The organism is Neisseria yangbaofengii (assembly GCF_014898075.1).
Taxonomy (GTDB): domain Bacteria; phylum Pseudomonadota; class Gammaproteobacteria; order Burkholderiales; family Neisseriaceae; genus Neisseria; species Neisseria yangbaofengii.
In genome coordinates this window covers 274,613-294,414 of the sequence record NZ_CP062976.1, presented here as the reverse complement: position 1 = coordinate 294,414, position 19,802 = coordinate 274,613, and the positions used below count along the sequence as shown (strand labels likewise).

Here is a 19,802-nt window from a genome sequence, read left to right as displayed (position 1 = left end):
TATTCAGACGGCCTTTCCCATTATTATTGTTTGGTCGCATCCAACATGGCTTGCGGCACTTTATTGATGCTCCCCGCGCCCATGGTCAGTACCACATCGCCATCTTGCAACACATTCAGCAACATTTCTGGCAATTCTGCTACGTTTTCGCAGTAAATCGGCTCTAATTTACCCAATACGCGAATGGCGCGCGCCAAGGCCCGCGAATCGGCAGCGGCAATCGGTTCCTCACCGGCGGCATATACTTCGGTCAACACCAGCGAATCGACAGTATTCAATACCTTGGTAAAATCTTCAAACAAATCGCGGGTGCGCGTGTAACGGTGTGGTTGGAATGCCAACACCAAACGCTTATCAGGATATGCTCCACGCGCGGCGGCCACAGTTGCTGCCATTTCCACCGGATGGTGGCCGTAGTCGTCAACCAACCAAGCTTTGCCACCTTTTGGCAAAGCCATTTCGCCATATTTCTGGAAGCGGCGGCCGACGCCGGCAAAGCCGAGCAAACCTTGTTGGATTGCTTCAACCGAAGCACCTACTTCCAATGCCACGCCGATAGCGGCCAAAGCATTCAATACATTATGACGGCCCGGCATGTTCAATACCACTTCAAACGGCGCTTGTTCATGGCCTTTCATGTTGACATGCACGGTAAATTTCATTTGCGCACCAACATTTTCAATATCGGTAGCGTAAATATCAGCGGTATCATCCAAGCCGTAAGTGGCAAACGGTTTGCTCACTTTCGGCACAATTGCGCGCACGTATTCGCTGTCGATACATAAAAACGCTTTACCGTAAAACGGCATGCGGTGGATAAAATCGATAAAAGCCTGATGCAGCTTTTCCACGCTGTGGCCATAAGTATCCATGTGGTCTTCGTCGATATTGGTGACGACCGACATAATCGGGGTCAAATGCAGGAAAGATGCGTCCGATTCATCGGCTTCCGCCACGATGTATTCGCCCTGCCCCAAACGCGCATTCGAACCGGCAGCGGTGAGTTTGCCACCGATAACGAAAGTCGGATCCAAACCGGCCGCTGCTAAAATCGAAGCGGTCAGGCTGGTGGTAGTGGTTTTGCCGTGGGTACCGGCAATGGCGATACCGTCGCGGAAACGCATTAATTCCGCCAGCATCAGCGCGCGCGGAATCACAGGAATATGTTGCTCATTGGCCGCCACTACTTCAGGGTTATCGGCTTTGACGGCAGTGGACGTCACCACCACATCGGCACCGTTAATGTGTTCGGCGGCATGGCCGGGATAAACTCGGATACCCAAGGCCGACAAATGCTCGGTAGTGGCGCTTTTCGACTGATCGGAACCGGAAACCTTGAAACCCAAATTGTGCAAAACTTCGGCAATGCCGCACATTCCGACGCCGCCAATGCCGACAAAGTGAATATTGGTTACTCGATTTTTCATCATGATTCCTGTCCGAAGTCAACTTTTACGTAAAAGCATTATTTTAAAGGGCTGTTGCGTTATGCGCCATTGTTTTATTGTAAAGGATAATTAACATGGCACATCGGGCCGTCTGAAAACCGCCACTCTTTTCAGACGGCCTATTCAAACGGTTCAACCCGCCACATCAATCGCGGCTTGCGCCACATCATCGGCACTGTGCGGCAAGGCCAAAGTGCGGGCTTGTTCCGCCCATTGCAAACATTGTCCGCGCGTTAAACCGCTCAACACTTCGGCCAATTTTTCCGGCGTCAATTGCGGCTGCGGCAACAGCAAACCGGCTTGCGCGCGCACCATAAAGCGGGCGTTGGCAGTTTGGTGGTCGTCCACCGCATGCGGATACGGTACCAACAAAGCGCCGACACCGGCAGCAGTCAATTCAGCAATCGTCAGCGCGCCGGCGCGGCAAATCACTAAATCGGCCTCACGATACGCCGATACCATGTCGGTAATAAATTCCACACATTCAGCTCCTACGCCCAAGGCATCGTAATCTGCCTGCAGGCTGCCCAATTTGTTGCGGCCGGATTGATGATACATTTGCGGCCGTTCATTTTCAGGCAGCAAAGCCAACGCTTCAGGCAGGGTTCGGTTCAGAATGTCCGCGCCCAAGCTGCCGCCCATCACCAATACTTTCAGACGGCCTGTTCTGCCGGCAAAACGTTCGGCAGGTGTTGGCAAATTGGCAATATCCGCGCGCACAGGGTTGCCGACCAAACCGTTTTCGTGTTCAAAGGCTTTCGGGAAGGCATACAGCACGCGTTTCGCCCAGCGTGACAATTGGCGGTTGGACAAACCGGCCACCGCATTTTGCTCGTGAATCACAATCGGCACGCCGCATAATTTGGCTGCAACGCCACCCGGAAAGGTCACAAAACCGCCAAAACCAATCACACAAGCGACGCGGTGTTTTTTAATGATACGCTGCGCCGCACGGACGGTTTTAAACAGCGTAAACGGCAGCATCAGCTTGCGCTTCAAACCATTGCCGCGCACACCTTTAATAGCCAAAGTTTCCAACAAAATATCGTATTGCGGCACGATACGCGTTTCCATCGCGCCTTCGCTGCCCAGCCAAATCACATGATGGCCGCGCGCGCGCAATGAATCAGCCACCGCCAATGCCGGGAAAATATGACCGCCGGTACCTCCGGCCATCAACATAAATGTCTTACCGCCCATTTACTCTATCCTTCTATCTGATAACCGCGCATTTTTTGGCGGTTTTCATAATCAATCCGCAACAACAATGTCATACAGACTAACATAATCACCACGGCCGAACCACCGTAAGACATTAACGGCAAGGTTAAGCCCTTGGTTGGTAAGATACCGATATTCACACCGATATTGAAAAAACTCTGAATTCCGATCCAAATACCGATGCCATTGGCCACATAGGCGCTGAAAATCAAATCCAAATCACGCGCCTGCTTGCCGATGGAAAAAGCGCGCACCACCAGCCAACCATAACAAAACACCAGCACACACATACCAAAAAAGCCGAATTCTTCGCCGATCACAGCAAAAATAAAGTCGGTATGCGCTTCAGGCAGGTAGAAGCGTTTTTCCAAACTCGCGCCCAGACCCACGCCCAACCATTCGCCGCGTGCAATCGCCATCAAGGAATGAGTCAATTGATAGCCCTTGCCCAACGGGTCTTCCCAAGGATTCAAAAAACCTGCCATACGCGCCATACGGTAAGGGGCGGCCAAAATCAAAGTACCCATGCCGATCAGCACCATCATCATCATCATAGCAAAATATTTCCACGGGAAACCGGCCAAAAACAGCATACCCATAATGATGCCGATAATCACCACAAAAGAGCCGAAATCAGGTTGCGCCATGATCAAAATCAGGCCGACCACCAACAGCGAGCCCGGTTTGATGATTTTTTTTACACTCTGCAACACTTCCGCCTTACGCGTGAACAAACTGGCCAAATACAAAATCGCGGCCAATTTGAACATTTCGGTCGGTTGCAGATTAATCGGGCCGATGTGAATCCAGCGGGTCGCGCCGTTAATCTCACGTCCCACGCCCAATACCACAATCAACAATATGCCGCACAACGCGAAATACCACGGCATAAACTTTTTCCAAGCCGTCATCTTAAAAAGAGAAATGATGCCGCACACAGCCACACCCAAGGCAATAAAACCGGCCTGTTTGTACAAAAACGAATACTGATCGCCGCCTTCAGCCGCCGCATACGCAATCGATGCCGAATAAATCATCAGCAGGCTGAATGCCGTCATCAGGATAATCATCCACAACAACGAAACATCGATTTTTTGACCGCTGCGCACAATCTGGCGGTCGAGAATTTTAGATACATTCATGATAAGAAACAGTCATTACAGCTTGAATAAAGTGTTCAGACGGCCTGACGCATTCAGGCCGTCTGAAAAGAAGATTACATTGTTTATCAATCATTATTTCAGTTTGGTGCGTTCAGACGGCCTATAAAGCCTTAAACGCTTCGGTAAACACTTCCGCCCGATGCGCATATCCGGTAAACATATCAAAACTGGCACAAGCCGGACTCAACAGCACCACATCACCCGCTTCGGCCCGGGCGTAGGCCGTCTGAACAGCTTCTTGCAAAGTCGCGCAATCGGTCATTACCACACCACAGTCGGCCAAACTACGGCGAATCAGCGGCGCATCTTCGCCAATCAGCAACACGCCTTTGGCCTTGCCCGCCAATACGTTTTTCAGCGGCGAGAAATCCTGTCCTTTGCCTACGCCGCCCAAAATCACCCACAGCGGATTTTGCAAACCGGCAATGGCGGCGGCGGTGGCACCGACATTGGTGCCTTTGCTGTCGTCGATAAAGGTTACGCCGTTTTTCTCGCCGATTTTTTCGACACGGTGCGGCAGGCCTCGGAAGGTTTTGACGTGTTCCAACAAGGTTTCGCGCGGCAAACCGACGGCTTCGCATAAGGCCACCGCCGCCAGCACATTGGCCGTATTGTGCAGACCCTGCAGCGGAATATCGGCCGCAGCCAGCAAATCATCGCTACCATGTTTCAGACGGCCTGTTTTGCGTTCCAACCAATAATCGGCGGCGTTTTCAATCGAAAACCATTTCACTTCACGCCCGGCCCGTTTCATTGCGCGGCAGAACACATCATCGGCATTCAACACCTGCACGCCTTCGCCACGGAAAATTTTGTCTTTGGCATGGGCGTAATCAAGCAAATCATCGTAGCGGTCGAGATGGTCTTCGGAAATATTCAATACAGTGGCGGCATCGGGGCGCAGGCTTTCAGTGTTTTCCAATTGGAAGCTGGACAATTCCAACACCCACACATCGGCTTTTTTGCCGCCCCGCTGCAATTCGGCTTCCAAAACCGGCGTGCCGATGTTGCCGGCAATCACGGTGTCCCAACCGCATTTGATACACAAATAGCCGACCAAGCTGGTGACGGTGGTTTTGCCGTTGCTGCCCGTGATGGCGATAACCTTGTCGCCGCGTTCGTTCAACACACCGGCCAAGATTTCAATGTCACCCAACACGCGGCCGCCGTTGGCTTTGAATCCGGCAATATCGGGTTGGCGCTCACTGATGCCCGGGCTGACGGCCAGCGTGTCGAAACCTTCTGCCAGCGCATCTTTCAGACGGCCTGTGTAAAACTTCAAGCCGTCAAACATTTTTCCGATTTGCGCAACACGCTCAGGCTTGAGCGACGCATCGTAAGCCGCTACTTCAGCACCGGCTTGGCGCAAAAACGCAATCATCGCAATGCCCGATCCGCCCAAACCTGCAACCAATATTTTTTTATTTTGCCAATTCATTTTGTATTCGATTCAATAGGTTTTATTGTGGGAATTCAGACAGATTCAGGCTGCCTGGAAAAATCCGTTTACGTCATAACGCGGCAGAATTTCCTGCAACGCGGCCAGCCTGTCTTCCGGACTACTGGCGCCGGGTGGCATCGGCGGCGCGACACCGTCTTCGTATTGGTTGCGCATCCAATCGGCCATGGCGTAGATTTGCAGCAGCAAAGGTTCGGCCAGCTTTTTGTCGATTTCCAATTCGCCCAAGGCTTGGGCAAAACAGGCCACCCACTCATCGCGCACCCGGCTTTTCACGGCAAACGGCATGTGGCGCGCACGAAGCTGCGGATGGCCGTATTTTTGTTCAAACAAGGGAGGGCCGCCGAGCCAGCCGCTGAAAAATTCGTAGAGTTTATCGCGAATCAAAGCCATATCTTCACCATGCATCTCACGCAAGGCTTGATATTTCGGCTCGAGTTCCATTAAGTCGTAAAAGCGGTCGGTCAAGGCGCGCACGCCTTGGGCACCACCCAATGCCTGATACATAGCTGCTCCAAAGCCGCCTGAACATCAAAGTGCGTTCAGACGGCCTGTTTCAATTAGCGGATTTTCAGCGTACTCAATCCAATCAATACCAACACAATGGTGATAATCCAAAAACGCACCACCACTTGGGTTTCTTTCCAACCTTTTTGTTCGTAATGGTGATGAATCGGCGCCATCAGGAAAATGCGTTTTTTGGTACGTTTGTACCAGCCGACCTGCAACATCACCGAAACGGCTTCCACCACAAACAGTCCACCCATAATGAACAAGACGATTTCCTGACGCACAATCACCGCCACCGTACCCAAGGCCGCACCCAGCGCCAATGCACCAACGTCGCCCATAAACACCTGCGCCGGATAAGCGTTGAACCACAAAAAGCCCAAACATGCGCCGCACATCGCCGCACAGAAAATCACCACTTCGTTGGCACCCGACACATACGGAAGCTGCAAATAACGGGCAAATTCGGCATGGCCGCTGACATAGGCAAACACCGACAGCCCCGCCGCCACCAATACCACCGGAAACGCCGCCAAACCATCCAAACCGTCGGTCAGATTAACAGCGTTTGATGTGCCGACAATCACAAAATACGTCAGCACCACAAAACCGATGCCGCCCAGCGGATAGGCGATTTGTTTGAAAAACGGCACGATAAATGCCGTGCTGGAAGGCAAATCGGCGGCGTAAAACAGCAGCACGCCCGCCGCCAGCGCCACGCTCGACTGCCACACCATTTTGAATTTTGCCGATACGCCGTTGGGGTCTTTATAAACCACCTTGCGCCAGTCGTCGTAAAAACCCAGCGCACCGGTCGCCAGCAACACGCCGAGCAGAATCCAGATATACGGATTCGCCCAGTTGCCCCACAATAAAGTGGATACGGCAATGGCAGTCAGAATCAGCGAACCGCCCATGGTCGGCGTACCGTTTTTCACCAAATGCGTCTGCGGCCCGTCGGTACGCACCGCCTGTCCGACTTTCAATTCGGTCAGCTTGCGGATTGTCCACGGCCCCAGCAGCAGCGAAAACGCCAGCGCCGTCAGCGCCGCCATCACGGCACGGAACGTGGTGTATTGAAAAACGTTCAGCGCCGAAAACCAGCCGCTGAAATGCGAGAGCCATAAAAACATAATGTTTCCTTATTGTTTTCAAACAGCGGCACACCGTCCGCTGCGGATTATGCTTATCCTGTCAGGCCGTCTGAAAATCCGTTTCCGCAGCATTTTCAGACGGCCTTGTTGTTTATTGTGCCGAACCGTTTTCAATCAACGCTTCAACCACTTCTTCCATTTTCATAAAGCGCGAGCCTTTGACCAAAACATGGGCGTTTTCCGGCAATTCGTGGCACATCACTTGAATCAGTGGGTCTTTGTCGGCAAACCACAGGCCGGTTTCGCCGAAGGTTTCGGCGGCTTCTACACTGTCGTCGCCGACAAAATAGGCGGATTCGATGCCTTTGTCCCGGGCGTATGCGCCGACTTCGGCGTGCATGGCGGCGGCTTCGTCTTCACCGAGTTCGCCCATATCGCCCATCACAAACACTCTTGGCGATGGCAATGCCGCCAATACGTCCACCGCCGCTTTCATGCTGTCGGGATTGGCGTTGTAGGTGTCGTCAATCACGGTTGCGCCTTTGATGCCTTGTTTGATTTGCAGGCGGCCTTTGATGTTGCTGAAGTTTTTGAGGCCGTCTGAAATCTGTTGCAGGCTCAAACCTGCGGCTTGTGCCAAGGCGGCGGCGGCGCAGGCATTGGCGACATTGTGCCGCCCCGGAACGGGCAATAATACGGCGGCACGCTCTTCGCCGCACACCAAGTCAAATGTGCAGGAAAGCGGTTTTAACACGATATTTTCGGCGTGAACCGTGCCTTTTTCCGCACCGAAAGTGCGTTGGGCAAAGGCTTCGGCAGCCTTGACGAATACATCGGCATGGGTATCTTCCGCCGGAATCAGCGCCGTGCCGCCGCTTTTCAGCCCTTGGTAGATTTCGCTTTTGGCTTTGGCAATGTCGCCCACGCCGTTGAAGCCGCAGCCGACATGCGCCCGCAGGGCGTTATTGACCAAGGCGGCATCGGGGCGGGCAATCTGCGTGAGCTGCGCCAGTTCGCCGAAATGGTTCATGCCCATTTCGATGACGGCGTAGCGGTGTTGCGGATTGAGTTTCAACAGGGTCAGCGGCAAGCCGATATGGTTGTTGAAATTGCCGGCGGTTGCCAACACGGCGTTTTCATCGAAGGTATGGCGCAGAATGAGCGCCAGCATTTCTTTGACGGTGGTTTTGCCCGACGAGCCGGTAATGCCGAATACAAACGGGTTTACGGTTTCCCGCCATGCTTTTGCCAGCTTCTGCAATGCCGACAGCGTATCCGCCACCGCCAATGCGCCGGGCAAATCGGCGCAGTCGGCACGGGAGACAACGGCTGCCGCCGCCCCTTGTGCCAATACGTCTGCGACAAAATCATGGGCATCGAAACGCTCGCCGGCCAAGGCGAAAAAGACATCGCCGCTCTGAATATTGCGGCTGTCGGTTACGATTCTGCCGACTGCTCGGTTTTCAGACGGCATGGCCAAGCCCAAGGCACGGCAAATAAAGTTTAAATCCAATGTATTCATATTCTTATACTGTAAACGCCGACAGCAGGCTGCTGCCTGCCGTGTTTATGCTGCCGCTGAAATTGTTTCATACGGCTTTGATTGCCTGCTATGGAAAAGAACAATTCGGGCGGTAATCCGTTTAGGCCGTCTGAAAAATACGTTTCAAAAAATCGGTTTTTTTAACGTTGTTCCAAAGCGGCCCGGGCGATTTCAAAATCGGAAAAGTGATGTTTCACACCCTGCACGTCCTGATAGGTTTCATGCCCTTTGCCGGCAATCAGGATAATGTCGTGTTCCGCTGCCTGCTGCACGGCAAACTCGATGGCGGCACGGCGGTCGGCTTCGACTTTTTCGGGATTTGCCACCGCCGGTAAAATATCGTTGATAACCGCCTGCGGCTCTTCCATGCGGGGATTGTCGCTGGTTACCACCACTTTATCCGCACCTGCCGCCGCTGCTGCACCCATCAGCGGGCGTTTGCCCCGATCCCGATTGCCGCCGCAACCGAACACACACCATAAGGCTGCGTTTTTCGGTTTGATTTCCTGCAAGGTTGCCAGTGCTTTTTCCAAGGCATCGGGCGTGTGGGCGTAATCAACCACCACCAAGGGTTTGCCTGCATTCATGATGCAGTCCATACGGCCAGTGGCGGGGCGGATTTGCGACAGCACCGCCAATACTTTTTCCAGCGGGTGGCCTTCGGCACACAATACGCCGACGCAGGCCGCCAGATTTTGGGCGTTGAACCGTCCCAACAGGCGGGTGCGGCAACTGCCTTTGCCCCAAGGCGTATCCAATTCGACATTCATGCCGTCTGAAGCGGCTTGGAAGGCGGTAATGCGGATGTCTGCGGTTTCGCTGAAGCCGTAACCGTACACTTTCAGCTGCCCGTCTGCTTCGGTTTTGGCGAAACCTTCGGTTTTCGCTTCGCTGAAACTTGCTTCGCTCGTTTTCAGACGGCCTGCCAAGGCTGCACCGTATTCGTCATCAACATTAATCACGGCGTGTTTCAAGCCCTGCCAGTAAAACAGGCGGGCTTTGATGTCGCCGTATGCGTCCATGGTGCCGTGGTAATCGAGATGGTCGCGGGTCAGGTTGGTAAACACGGCACTGCGAAACGGTACGCCGTTGACACGGAACTGATCCAAGCCGTGGCTGGAAACTTCCATTGCCGCAGCGGTCGCGCCCTGCTGTTTGAAACGGTGCAGCAGGGTTTGCACGTCCACCGGAGCCGGCGTGGTGTGGGTGGTGTCTTCCAAGTTTCCCCAAAAGCCGTTGCCGACCGTGCCGATAACGGCGCATTTTCCGCCCAATAAATCTGCTGCCTGCGCCAGCCATTGCGTGACGGAGGTTTTGCCGTTGGTGCCGGTTACGCCCCAAACGGTGAGGCCGTCTGAAGCATTGCCGTACACTTCCGCCGCCAAAATACCGGCGCGGTGTTTCAAGTCTTTAATGCCTTGATTGGGCACATCCCATTCGGGATTCCAAGCAAAACGGCCGTCGTCGTCCCAAAACACAAATGCCGCGCCATTAGAAATCGCAGCCGGAATATAGCTGCGGCCATCGGTATATTCGCCTTGGCAGGCAATGAAAATATCGCCGGCCTTGATTTGGCGGCTGTCTGAATGCAACAAACGCCCTGCAGCGTTTTCACACAGCAGAGCAGGTAAGTCGGTTTCAGCCAATGGAATCAACTCGCTGAACATAATATTCTCTTTACTGCTTAAAAATTAAGAGGATGCTTTTTCTTTCGGCTTCAATACGCTCAGTGGTTTGGTTGGCGATACGCCTAAAATATTCAAGCTGCCACCCATCACCTCTTTAAATACCGGACCCGCTACAACACCGCCGTAGTAACCGTTTTTGGTCGGTTCGTCTACCGTTACCGCCACAATCACACGCGGATTTTTAGCAGGAGCAAAGCCGATAAAGGTCGCAACGTGTTTGTTGTCGACATAGCGGCCGCCAACCAATTTACGCGCCGTACCGGTTTTGGCACCGACATCGAAACCATCCACCGCACCGGCCGTACCGGTACCTCCTTCCTCTGTTACCGACACCATCATTTCACGCACTTTTCGCGCCGTTTCGGCCTTGATGACACGCTTACCTTTAGGCGCAACAGCTTGTTTTTCAAAGCTTACCGGCAATAAAATACCATCATGGGTCAAGGTGGTGTAAGCGCGTGCCAACTGCAGCAGACTCAATTGCAAACCATAACCGAAAGACATGGTCGCCTGCTCAATCGGCTGCCATTTGCGCCAGCTGCGCAACAAACCGGCAGTCTCGCCCGGAAAACCCGAATGCATACGCACACCCACGCCCAATTCGTGATAGAAATCATACATTTCTTTCGGCTTGAACATCTTCGACAGTTTACTGGTGCCGACGTTAGACGACTTTTGCATGATGCCACGCACGTCTAATTTCGGATAAACATGCGTATCGCGCACAGTAGCATTACCGATACGGTAAGGCATGGTATCGAATACTTCATTGGGCGTGGTCTTGCCCGCATCCAATGCTTTGGCAATAGTAAACGGCTTCATGGCCGAACCAGGCTCAATCATGTCGGTTACCGCTCGGTTACGGCGCTGCTCACTGCTGGCCTTACCCGGTGCATTTGGGTCGTAAGCCGGGCTATTCACCAAGGCCAAAATTTCGCCGGTCTGCGCATCCAACACCACTACCGTGCCCGCTTTGGCCTGATGGTAATTCACGGCTTTATTCAACTCTTCATAAGCTAAGGTCTGGATGCGCTGATCCAACGACAACACCATGTCTTGGCCATTTTTTGGTTCGCTGTTGCGTGGTGAATCCAAGCTGTCAACGATATTACCTTTGTTGTCGCGCAAGACGACTTTGGCACCGTCCTCACCGCGCAAGCTGTCCTCGCGCGATAATTCCAAACCTTCTTGGCCTTTGCCGTCGATGTTGGTGAAACCGATGACGTGGGCAAACAAATTACCCATCGGATAATGGCGTTTCAATTCTTTTTGGAAACCCAAACCTTTGATACCCAAGGCAGTGATGGTATCTGCCGTTTCTTGGCTCAATTGGCGCTTCAAATACACGAAATCGCGGCCTTTACGGTTTAAGCGCTCATGAATGGTCTCGACCGGCATGTCCAAAATAGCCGACAATTGCGCCATTTGGCCGGCATCAGGCATTTCATCAATTCCTGACGGCATGGCATACAAAGACTCGGTCGGTGCACTCAAAGCCAAGGTCGCGCCATTGCGGTCGGTAATCATACCGCGCGATGCAGGAAGCGTCAGGGTACGCACAAAGCGCTGTTCACCCTGATTCTTCAAGAATTCATGTTGCGTAGTCTGCAAATACAAACCGCGCCCCAACAAAATGGCAAATGCACCGACAATCAACCCCAAAACCGTCCAAATGCGCCTATCACTGGTGATGGGTTTCTTGGTTTTCACCGGCTTTTGAATCATCTGCGGTTTATATTCATTCTTAATCAACATTGCAAACTTCTCGTTATGAATACCTGCACGGCATGGCCGTATGGGCGTTTTCTCTCGTTTTATTCTTAAAAAATGCAGGAATTTATTATTTACGACGCTCAACCATAACCGTGTTGCGCGAAGTCGGCGGCTGCAGGTTCTGCTTTTCCGCAGCCACTTTAATCAATTTATGATTGGCCAAGCGTGCCTGCTCCAACTTCAAGCGGGCGTAGTCCTGATCCAGTTTGATTTGCTGCTTTTGCGCTTTATCTAAGGCGATAAAGTGTAAGCGCGACTGGTTTTGTACGGTCACCACCGCCACACCGGTCGCAAAAACAGCAACTAATAATAATGCGTTTAATTTATTCATTTCAATTCAACCGGCCGCCTGAATTTCAGCCGGCCTGACAAACCGTATATTGATTATTCGGCCACAAAGCTGCCTGCCGTGCGCTCCGCCACCCGCAACACTGCGCTTCTGGCGCGCGGATTAGATGAGGTTTCTGCCTCGCTGGGTTTGATGGCTTTCCCTGCCAACGCTAAAGGCGGTTGCGGCAAATCGGATTCTTTTACCGCCGCCCAACGCGGCAACGGCACATGTTGTGAATGCTTTTTCATAAACTGCTTCACAATACGGTCTTCCAAGGAATGAAATGCAATTACCGCCAACCGGCCACCCTCATTCAGACGGCCTACCACTTGCGGCAAAACGGCTTCTACTTCTTCGAGCTCACGGTTAATAAAGATGCGAACTGCTTGGAAGGTGCGCGTTGCCGGGTCTTGTCCGCGCTCACGAGTACGGACGTTTTGCGCCACGAGCTGCGCCAGCTTGCAGGTTGTATCAATGGGCGCCTGTTCACGCGTTGTAACAATGGCCCGCGCAATCCGGCGACTAAACCGCTCTTCACCATAATTTTTTATCACCTCATGTAATTCTTGTTCGCCCGCCACTGCCAGCCATTCTGCCGCCGACATTCCGCGAGTGGGATCCATGCGCATGTCTAAAGGCGCATCGAAACGGAAACTGAAACCGCGCTCACCTTCATCAATCTGCGGCGATGAAATACCTAAATCAAACAAAGCACCGTCAATCTTTTCTAGACCCAATTGATTCAAAGCCGTCTTAAAAGTGGCAAAGCCGTCATGCACCACGCTGACCCGTTTATCTTGTGCAGCCAACTGATTGGCTACTGCAATCGCTTGCGGGTCTTTATCAAACACCACCAAGCGCCCTGCCGTACCCAACTTCGATAAAATCAGGCGGGAATGCCCTCCCCTACCGAATGTACCATCGACGTAAACACCGTCTTCACGGATATTCAAACCATCGACTGCCTCATGCAGCAACACGGTGATATGTTGATAATCTCCAGCTTTACTCACAGTTGCAAATCCGTTTGACTCAATTGGAAGGCCAACTCATCAGGATCGATATCCAAAGCCTGATTCATCTCTTCTTCCCAATGTTGGCGGCCCCACAGCTCCAAACGGTTGGCGCGGCCCACTAAGGTAACTTCTTTGTCGAAATCGACACGCTTGCGCAAATTGGCAGAAATCAAAATACGGCCGGAAGCATCCCATTCCAGTGTTTCCGCATTGTGCAGCAGCAAATTCTGATAACGCTGCAAAACAGAATTACCCGCCACTTTCATGTTCAGCAATTGAGCCGAAACACGCGCCCACTCAGCTTCGGGATAAAGCAGCAGCTTTTGGCGCGAATCCAGAGTCACCACCAGCGATGGAGTGTATTGGCGCGACAACAGGTCGCGGAATTTAGCCGGAATGGCCAACCGCCCTTTGCTGTCTATGCTCAATTCATGAGAACCGCCAAACACGTTTCTACCCTCTCACCGGTTAATCAAAATTTGGGGAATTCTGACACTTTCACCCACCTTACCCCACCAGCCTACACTATAAGAAATTTTCATACTTCGGTCAAATCACTCTAAGCGCAAAAACAGAGCCGCATTACAGAAAAAAACCATTAAAATACATATATATAAATATAAAGCATGATTACCCCAATCCGTTACGCATACGCATGACCCATAAAAAAATACAATATCTTGTGTTTAGAATATGAACAAACACAAAATATTGTATTTACAGCCGCTGTTTCGAGACTTACTCATTCACGCTATAATGTCGCAGCAAATTCTGAATTTTTACATTATCTAACAGTCATGAAGCCACATATTCCCCAGCCGTCTGACGAAGCTCGCCAGTCGAGCCAGCAGCTCTGCCAACGCATCCGTCAAGAAATTATTGCCCATGACAACTGGATGCCATTCTCCCGCTTCATGGAATTGGCGCTTTACCACCCTGAATTTGGCTACTACACCGGCGGCAGCCATAAAATCGGCTCCTCCGGCGATTTTATCACTGCCCCGACGCTTTCCCCTTTATTCGCTCAAACACTTGCCCGCCAACTCAACACGCTTTTACCGCAAACCGACGGCAATATTTACGAATTCGGCGCAGGCACAGGCCGCTTGGCAGCAGACTTGCTGCCCCGTCTTTCAGACGGCCTACAAAACTACTACATCATTGAATTGTCTGCCGAATTGGCACAGCGCCAACGCACTTGGCTAGACCGGCAGCTCACCCCCGAACTGAACGCAAAAGTCATCCATCTTTCTGCCTTACCCAACACCTTCGATGGCATCATTTTAGGTAATGAAGTGCTCGATGCCATACCGGTTGAGCGCATGCGCTACCAAGCAGGTGCATTCCGCCAAGTCGGGGTGGGCGTAGAAGACAAGCAATTCATACAAACTACCAAACCCTTGTTATCCCAAACATTAATGCAAGCAGCTCAAGCCTACCTACCCGCCATTGAAGGCTACACCAGCGAACTTCATCCCGCACAATACGCCTTTATTTCCACGCTTTCGCAAAAATTAGCACGTGGCGCGATGATTTGGATTGACTACGGCTTTGATGCGCAACAGTATTACCACCCGCAACGCAATGACGGCACTCTCATCGGCCATTACCGCCACCATACCATTCACGACCCGTTTTTCCACATCGGCCTGACCGACCTGACCGCGCATGTCAACTTTACCGACATCGCCCAAGCCGCCACCGATGCCGAACTGGACTTTATCGGCTACACTACGCAAGCCCATTTTCTGCTCAATCTGGGCATCACCGACCTACTGGCAGCAACCGGCGATGTCGGTTCTGCAGCCTATTTACGCGAAGCGGCGGCAATGCAAAAATTACTCAACCAACACGAAATGGGTGAGTTATTCAAAGTCATTGCCTTTGGCAAACACATTAATGTGGATTGGCAAGGCTTTCAATTTGGCGACATCAGCCATAAGTTATAAACAAGTTCATAGGCCGTCTGAACATTTTTAGAAGGCCTATAAACTGATTCCAGATATTTGGCAGATTTTTTTTACCATTTAAAATCAATAATCAAGAATTTTTTTGACAATTAACCCTTGCCAATGATTCAAAAAAACATATAATAGCGATTTCACGAAACGGCGAATTAGCTCAGTCGGTTAGAGCAGAGGAATCATAATCCTTGTGTCCGGGGTTCGAATCCCTGATTCGCCACCATACTTAAACGGGTTGAAATCTGATTTCAACTCGTTTTCCCAAGGGGGTATAGCTCAGTTGGTAGAGCGCTTGCATGGCATGCAAGAGGTCAGCGGTTCGATCCCGCTTACCTCCACCAGATTTTAAAAGCTCTTGCTTAATGCAAGAGCTTTTTTATTGGCTTTAGATTAAAATCTCAATCTGATTCGGGATTAGCAGCTCTTTTTCAGACGGCCTTAATCTTAAATAAATACTTCTTTCATCTCATCAGGCAATTTCACCAAAGCTTTCTCAATAATCACCGATGGAATCTGCTGATAATACGCTTCGGCAATACTGCCCGTAATAGCAGCCAAAGTATCGCTGTCGCCACCCAATGACACGCTCAAAGTTTTCGCTATCCAAAAATGCAATCACCGCTTCCGGCACGGTTCTCATGCAGCTTACATCAAGCCGAGACCTTTGCCCCCCAAAACACTCTAAATTCCCCTAAACCGAATTTAGAGGATTTTCCATAAGCAGCTTTTTCCAACAAACCGCCCAAACCATCATTGCCATCAAGGGCATTGACCGCCTTCCGCTGCTCAAAATCAACCAAGCCATCGATTGTCAACCCATCCATAGCTATCTTGAGCAACAAAAAAACCGCTGCATTCCCGACCGCTGCTGCCGCAACCGGTTGGCGCAAGACCAAACTTTGCCTTATCCGTCGGAACCGATTAACCGGAAAAGGCTTAAAAGTATAGTGAATCCACTATAGAAAAAGCCGCCGCCGTTATCGATGCCGCCATCATCCAAACCGCCGGCGGCAAACAACACCCGTACCGGACAAGAAGGCTATACCGGCCAACTGCCTGTCTGCCCTGCCAACGAACACGAGTGCCGCCACTTCGACGGCACAGCCGAATACACCGCCGTATATGCCGGCAAAGGCTGCAATGCTTAAACAACAAAAAAAACTTTCAGACGGCATCATGCGTAAAGCCCGCCTTGGCCGCCCCTTAACAGACGAAGGCAAACAACGCAACCGATACTTATCAAATACCCGTTATGCGGCGGAACAGGGGTTCGGTACATTGCACCACAAGTTCCGCTGCCATAGGGCAACATATTTCGGCTTACGGAAAGCGAATGCGCAAAGTTATTTGAAAGCGGTGTGTTTGAATTTGCCCAAAACGGCAAACAAATTTAACCTCGCTGCGCCTGCCGCCTGAAAATGGGAAATCGGGCGCTTGAGCGGCAGGATTCGGGGGAGTTTAGGGAAATATTGTGTGTTTGGAGGAGAAATAAAGGTTACTTGATAACTCAAGTAACCTTTATTGTTTGGGAAAGGGAGTTTTGCAAAGGTTTTAGGCCGTCTGAAAGTATAGTGGATTCACTTTAAAATAGGACAAGGCGGTGAGCCGGAGACAGCATAGATAATACGGCTAGGCGAACCAACGCCGTACTATTTTAAAGTGGATTCACTATATATATTTTTAGACGGCCTTATTCTAATCCAACCTTAACCGGTATTACGCAAACCTTGCGCCACGCCGTTGATGGTCAAATGCACCATCAGCAACGCATGGCGGTTGTTGGGGTCTTTCCGCAAACGCTTGAGCATGGCCACTTGCAAGCCGTTCAAAGCATTCAGATACGGAATGCGAAGAGCCAGCGAGCGTGCCAAGCTGCGGTTGTCGCTCAAGAGCTCGGTGGTTTGCAGAATATCCAGTAAGGCTTTGCGGCTGCGCAGGTATTCGGCTTTAATCATTTGGAAAATGGCCGCGGCTTTTTCCGGCGTTTCGCTCAATCCGGCATAATCTTCTGCCAAGGTAATGTCGGTTTTTGCCATTACTTGTTCCATGTTCGACAGCATGGCTTGAAAGAACGGATTTTGTTTGGCGTGATTTTGCATCACTGCCATGCTCGCCAAATCTTGCCGGCACAAGGTCTCTACCGCGCTGCCGAAACCATACCAAGCCGGCAGCATCAGGCGGTTTTGCATCCATGAGAACACCCACGGAATCGCGCGCAAATCCTGAATCCGCGACAAGGTTTTGCGGCTGGCCGGACGGCTGCCCAAATTCAGCGTGGCGATTTCCTGAATCGGGCTGGTTTGCAGGAAGTAATCGATAAAATCTTCATGCGTAATCAGCTCTCGGTAATACTTAAAGGAAATATCCGACAAGGCTTGCATCAATTTCGGATCCGGATCTTTGCGGTCGGGCAGCAAAGTGGCTTCCAACGTGGCCGCCACCAAGGTTTCCAGATTGCGGCGGGCGTTGCTCGGGTCGGCATATTTGGCGGTAATCACTTCGCCCTGCTCGGTAATGCGGATTTGACCGGCCACCGAACCGGCAGGCTGCGCCAAAATGGCTTGGTAAGACGGGCCGCCGCCGCGGCCGACGCTGCCGCCGCGGCCGTGGAACAGGCGCATGCGCACGTCGTATTTCTTAAACAAATCTACCAAGCCCAATTCGGCCTGATACAGACACCATGAACTGGTCACATAGCCGCCGTCTTTGTTGGAGTCGGAATAGCCCAGCATGATTTCTTGAATGTTGTCGCGGCTCATCACCAGCTCGCGATACCATTCCAAACCGAACATTCTGTCCATCACCGGGCAGGCGTTTTCCAAGGCTTCGATGGTTTCAAACAGAGGCACAATGTTCATGCGGCTCTTCGGTTTGCCGTTTTCAATCAACAACAAGCCGCATTCTTTCAGCAGCAAGGCCAAGGCCAGCAAATCGCTCGGCTGCTCGCAGTTGGAAATGATGCTTTGGGTAATCGCCTGCTCGCCGAATTCGTCTTTGATTTTGCGCGCTTCGGAAAAAATCGCCAATTCGCGGCGGGCATGTTCGCTATAAGTTACAAACGGGCTGTATAGCGGACGTTGGTGCTGTAATTCGCGCAGCAACACGGTTTGCTTTTCTTCTTCCGACAAATCGGCATAATCTTCCAAACCGGCATGCCGGAACAATTCCGCCACCACATCACCGTGTTTTTCAGCGTGTTGGCGCAAATCCAGCGGCATCATATTGAAGCCGCACACCGACGCGATTCGGATTAAATCGGCCAAGCGGCCTTCGGCCATCAAAGCGCTGCCGTTGTTGCGCAGCGAGCGTTGCAGCTTTTGCAAATCGGCAATAAATTCCTGCACGTTGGCATACGGTTCGCCGAATCCGAAATGGCACCCCATACCCAAACCCAATGAGCGCGCTTTGCCCATCACACGCGCCATGATGTAGGCAATCGCGCGGCGGTACGGCTCTTCCAAACGGGCGATTTCTTCATCCGGCGACTCGTCCGACATCGCCATCACCTCATCATTCACTTTCACGCGGCGGGTAGACAATGGCAGCTCGTGATACAGTTCGTCTAATTCGCCGCGATAGCAGCGGAACACCGCATCGGCATGACGGGTAAATGCATGGCGCAAGGTTTCGGCGGTGACAAACGGATTACCGTCGCGGTCGCCGCCGATCCAACCGCCGATTTTCAGAATATCCGGCACTTCCACATCAGGATAGGCCGTCTGAAAATCACGTTCCATGCCACGATAGAGTTTTGGCAACGCTTCAAAAAAGCTCATCGGGAAAATATTGACGCCGTTGTTGATTTCGTCGTTTACGCTCAATTTGTATTGGCGCGTTTCGCTGGTCTGCCACAAGCCCAGCAAAATGGTTTCGATGTCGCGGCGTAAATCGGCCAAAGATTCGGCATTGGTGCAACGCTCACGCTGCGGCAATAACGCGCGGATGCGGCGGTTGAAACGCAGCACCGATTGGCGTTGCACTTCAGTCGGGTGGGCGGTCAATACGGCAGTGACACTGGTTTTGTTTAATTGTTTTTGTACCGTTTTGCCGTCAATCTTATTGGCACGCAGCTTGCGCACGGTTTCGGCCAAGCTGCCGTCGGCAGTATTGTGTCCGGCATCTTCGTGTACTTGGCGGCGGCGCTCGTGGTGTACGTCTTCGGCAATGTTCAAAATTTGGGCGAACAAACCGCAAGCCAAGGTCAAATCGTGTGCCTGTTGCTCATCAAGCTGCGGCAAAACCTTCTCAATCAGCGCACCGGTATCATCGGATGTAGATAACTGCTTCACAATTTCCACCACTAATGGCGATGCCTCTTGGTGCAACAGGTTAAACAGGCATTGTTTCAAAAACTCGGCATCGGCAGCCAGCGCCGCGTCTTTCGGGTTATTCAGAATATGGAGCTGCATATTTTTCTCTCTTATTTCAAGCTTAGACGATTCCATTGTATAGCAGGATAGGGAAAACCGCTACAATGATAATAATGCCGCTTATCGCAAGCCATGCGCCTGTTTCTTTTCGTATCAGTCAGTTTTTGTTTCATTATTAACATACGGATTAAACTGCAATTTTCAGACGGCCTAATGATTACC

At 51.6% G+C, this 19,802-nt stretch carries 18 protein-coding genes and 2 tRNA genes; 5 read left to right on the top strand and 15 right to left on the bottom strand.

Translation table 11 applies throughout. The features are described from left to right. Window positions 1-23: 23 nt before the first annotated feature. The 12 genes from murC to mraZ all read right to left on the bottom strand — a co-directional run bounded on the left by murC (window position 24) and on the right by mraZ (window position 13,695). Window positions 24-1,430 (bottom strand): UDP-N-acetylmuramate--L-alanine ligase, encoded by a 1,407-nt coding sequence (murC, locus tag H4O27_RS01565; protein ID WP_165008664.1) that lies wholly within the window; start codon window positions 1,428-1,430, stop codon window positions 24-26. 150 nt (window positions 1,431-1,580) lie between these two features. After that, the gene (gene murG, locus H4O27_RS01560) at window positions 1,581-2,648 is read right to left on the bottom strand and encodes an undecaprenyldiphospho-muramoylpentapeptide beta-N-acetylglucosaminyltransferase (protein ID WP_165008662.1); all 1,068 of its coding nucleotides are present in this window, start codon (window positions 2,646-2,648) and stop codon (window positions 1,581-1,583) included. 5 nt (window positions 2,649-2,653) lie between these two features. Further along, window positions 2,654-3,811, bottom strand: coding sequence for a putative lipid II flippase FtsW (gene ftsW / locus H4O27_RS01555; protein ID WP_193004310.1), 1,158 nt, complete (start codon window positions 3,809-3,811; stop codon window positions 2,654-2,656). Window positions 3,812-3,932: 121 nt separating this feature from the next. Beyond that, complete coding sequence (gene murD, locus H4O27_RS01550) at window positions 3,933-5,270, bottom strand: UDP-N-acetylmuramoyl-L-alanine--D-glutamate ligase (RefSeq protein ID WP_165008660.1); 1,338 nt, start codon at window positions 5,268-5,270, stop codon at window positions 3,933-3,935. Window positions 5,271-5,315: 45 nt separating this feature from the next. Beyond that, complete coding sequence (locus tag H4O27_RS01545; RefSeq protein WP_165008658.1) at window positions 5,316-5,798, bottom strand: group II truncated hemoglobin; 483 nt, start codon at window positions 5,796-5,798, stop codon at window positions 5,316-5,318. A 53-nt stretch (window positions 5,799-5,851) separates the two neighbouring features. Further along, window positions 5,852-6,934, bottom strand: a complete 1,083-nt coding sequence (gene mraY, locus H4O27_RS01540; RefSeq protein WP_165008656.1) for a phospho-N-acetylmuramoyl-pentapeptide-transferase — start codon at window positions 6,932-6,934, stop codon at window positions 5,852-5,854. Between the two features lie 112 nt (window positions 6,935-7,046). Next, complete coding sequence (locus H4O27_RS01535; protein ID WP_165008654.1) at window positions 7,047-8,417, bottom strand: UDP-N-acetylmuramoyl-tripeptide--D-alanyl-D-alanine ligase; 1,371 nt, start codon at window positions 8,415-8,417, stop codon at window positions 7,047-7,049. A 161-nt stretch (window positions 8,418-8,578) separates the two neighbouring features. Then, window positions 8,579-10,105, bottom strand: a complete 1,527-nt coding sequence (locus tag H4O27_RS01530; protein ID WP_165008652.1) for a UDP-N-acetylmuramoyl-L-alanyl-D-glutamate--2,6-diaminopimelate ligase — start codon at window positions 10,103-10,105, stop codon at window positions 8,579-8,581. Window positions 10,106-10,129: 24 nt separating this feature from the next. Continuing rightward, entirely contained in the window at window positions 10,130-11,881 is a 1,752-nt protein-coding gene (penA, locus tag H4O27_RS01525) for a peptidoglycan D,D-transpeptidase PBP2 (protein WP_165008650.1), read from the bottom strand. Window positions 11,882-11,966: 85 nt separating this feature from the next. Further along, a complete protein-coding gene (gene ftsL / locus H4O27_RS01520; RefSeq protein WP_095502308.1) occupies window positions 11,967-12,230 on the bottom strand; it encodes a cell division protein FtsL in 264 nt (87 codons plus the stop codon). A 53-nt stretch (window positions 12,231-12,283) separates the two neighbouring features. Continuing rightward, window positions 12,284-13,243: a 16S rRNA (cytosine(1402)-N(4))-methyltransferase RsmH gene (gene rsmH / locus H4O27_RS01515; protein ID WP_165008648.1), complete on the bottom strand. Its 960-nt coding sequence runs from the start codon at window positions 13,241-13,243 to the stop codon at window positions 12,284-12,286. Further along, window positions 13,240-13,695, bottom strand: a complete 456-nt coding sequence (gene mraZ, locus H4O27_RS01510) for a division/cell wall cluster transcriptional repressor MraZ (protein ID WP_165008646.1) — start codon at window positions 13,693-13,695, stop codon at window positions 13,240-13,242. The genes rsmH and mraZ overlap by 4 nt, the downstream gene beginning before the upstream one ends. Before the next feature lie 348 nt (window positions 13,696-14,043). Here mraZ and H4O27_RS01505 point away from each other — a divergent pair, with 348 nt between their 5' ends. The 3 genes from H4O27_RS01505 (at window position 14,044) to H4O27_RS01495 (ending at window position 15,551) form a co-directional block, all read left to right on the top strand. After that, window positions 14,044-15,195: a class I SAM-dependent methyltransferase gene (locus H4O27_RS01505; protein ID WP_165008644.1), complete on the top strand. Its 1,152-nt coding sequence runs from the start codon at window positions 14,044-14,046 to the stop codon at window positions 15,193-15,195. A 161-nt stretch (window positions 15,196-15,356) separates the two neighbouring features. After that, window positions 15,357-15,433 (top strand) — tRNA-Met (locus H4O27_RS01500). 42 nt (window positions 15,434-15,475) lie between these two features. Continuing rightward, window positions 15,476-15,551: transfer RNA gene (locus tag H4O27_RS01495), tRNA-Ala, on the top strand. Window positions 15,552-15,654: 103 nt separating this feature from the next. Here H4O27_RS01495 and H4O27_RS01490 read toward each other — a convergent pair. Beyond that, window positions 15,655-15,825: a hypothetical protein gene (locus H4O27_RS01490; protein WP_165008642.1), complete on the bottom strand. Its 171-nt coding sequence runs from the start codon at window positions 15,823-15,825 to the stop codon at window positions 15,655-15,657. Window positions 15,826-15,860: 35 nt separating this feature from the next. Then, a complete protein-coding gene (locus H4O27_RS13665) occupies window positions 15,861-16,100 on the bottom strand; it encodes a hypothetical protein (RefSeq protein WP_226883415.1) in 240 nt (79 codons plus the stop codon). Between the two features lie 93 nt (window positions 16,101-16,193). On the opposite strand from H4O27_RS13665, the gene H4O27_RS13660 reads away from it, so the two are divergent. Both H4O27_RS13660 and H4O27_RS13655 read left to right on the top strand, forming a co-directional pair. Then, window positions 16,194-16,358, top strand: coding sequence for a hypothetical protein (locus H4O27_RS13660; RefSeq protein ID WP_443094009.1), 165 nt, complete (start codon window positions 16,194-16,196; stop codon window positions 16,356-16,358). Continuing rightward, window positions 16,351-16,626 (top strand): transposase, encoded by a 276-nt coding sequence (locus H4O27_RS13655; protein WP_443094008.1) that lies wholly within the window; start codon window positions 16,351-16,353, stop codon window positions 16,624-16,626. Before H4O27_RS13660 ends, H4O27_RS13655 begins: the two co-directional genes overlap by 8 nt. Before the next feature lie 290 nt (window positions 16,627-16,916). Here the strand turns inward: H4O27_RS13655 and ppc are convergent, their stop codons facing one another. Next, window positions 16,917-19,619, bottom strand: a complete 2,703-nt coding sequence (gene ppc / locus H4O27_RS01480; protein ID WP_165008640.1) for a phosphoenolpyruvate carboxylase — start codon at window positions 19,617-19,619, stop codon at window positions 16,917-16,919. Window positions 19,620-19,802 lie beyond the last annotated feature (183 nt).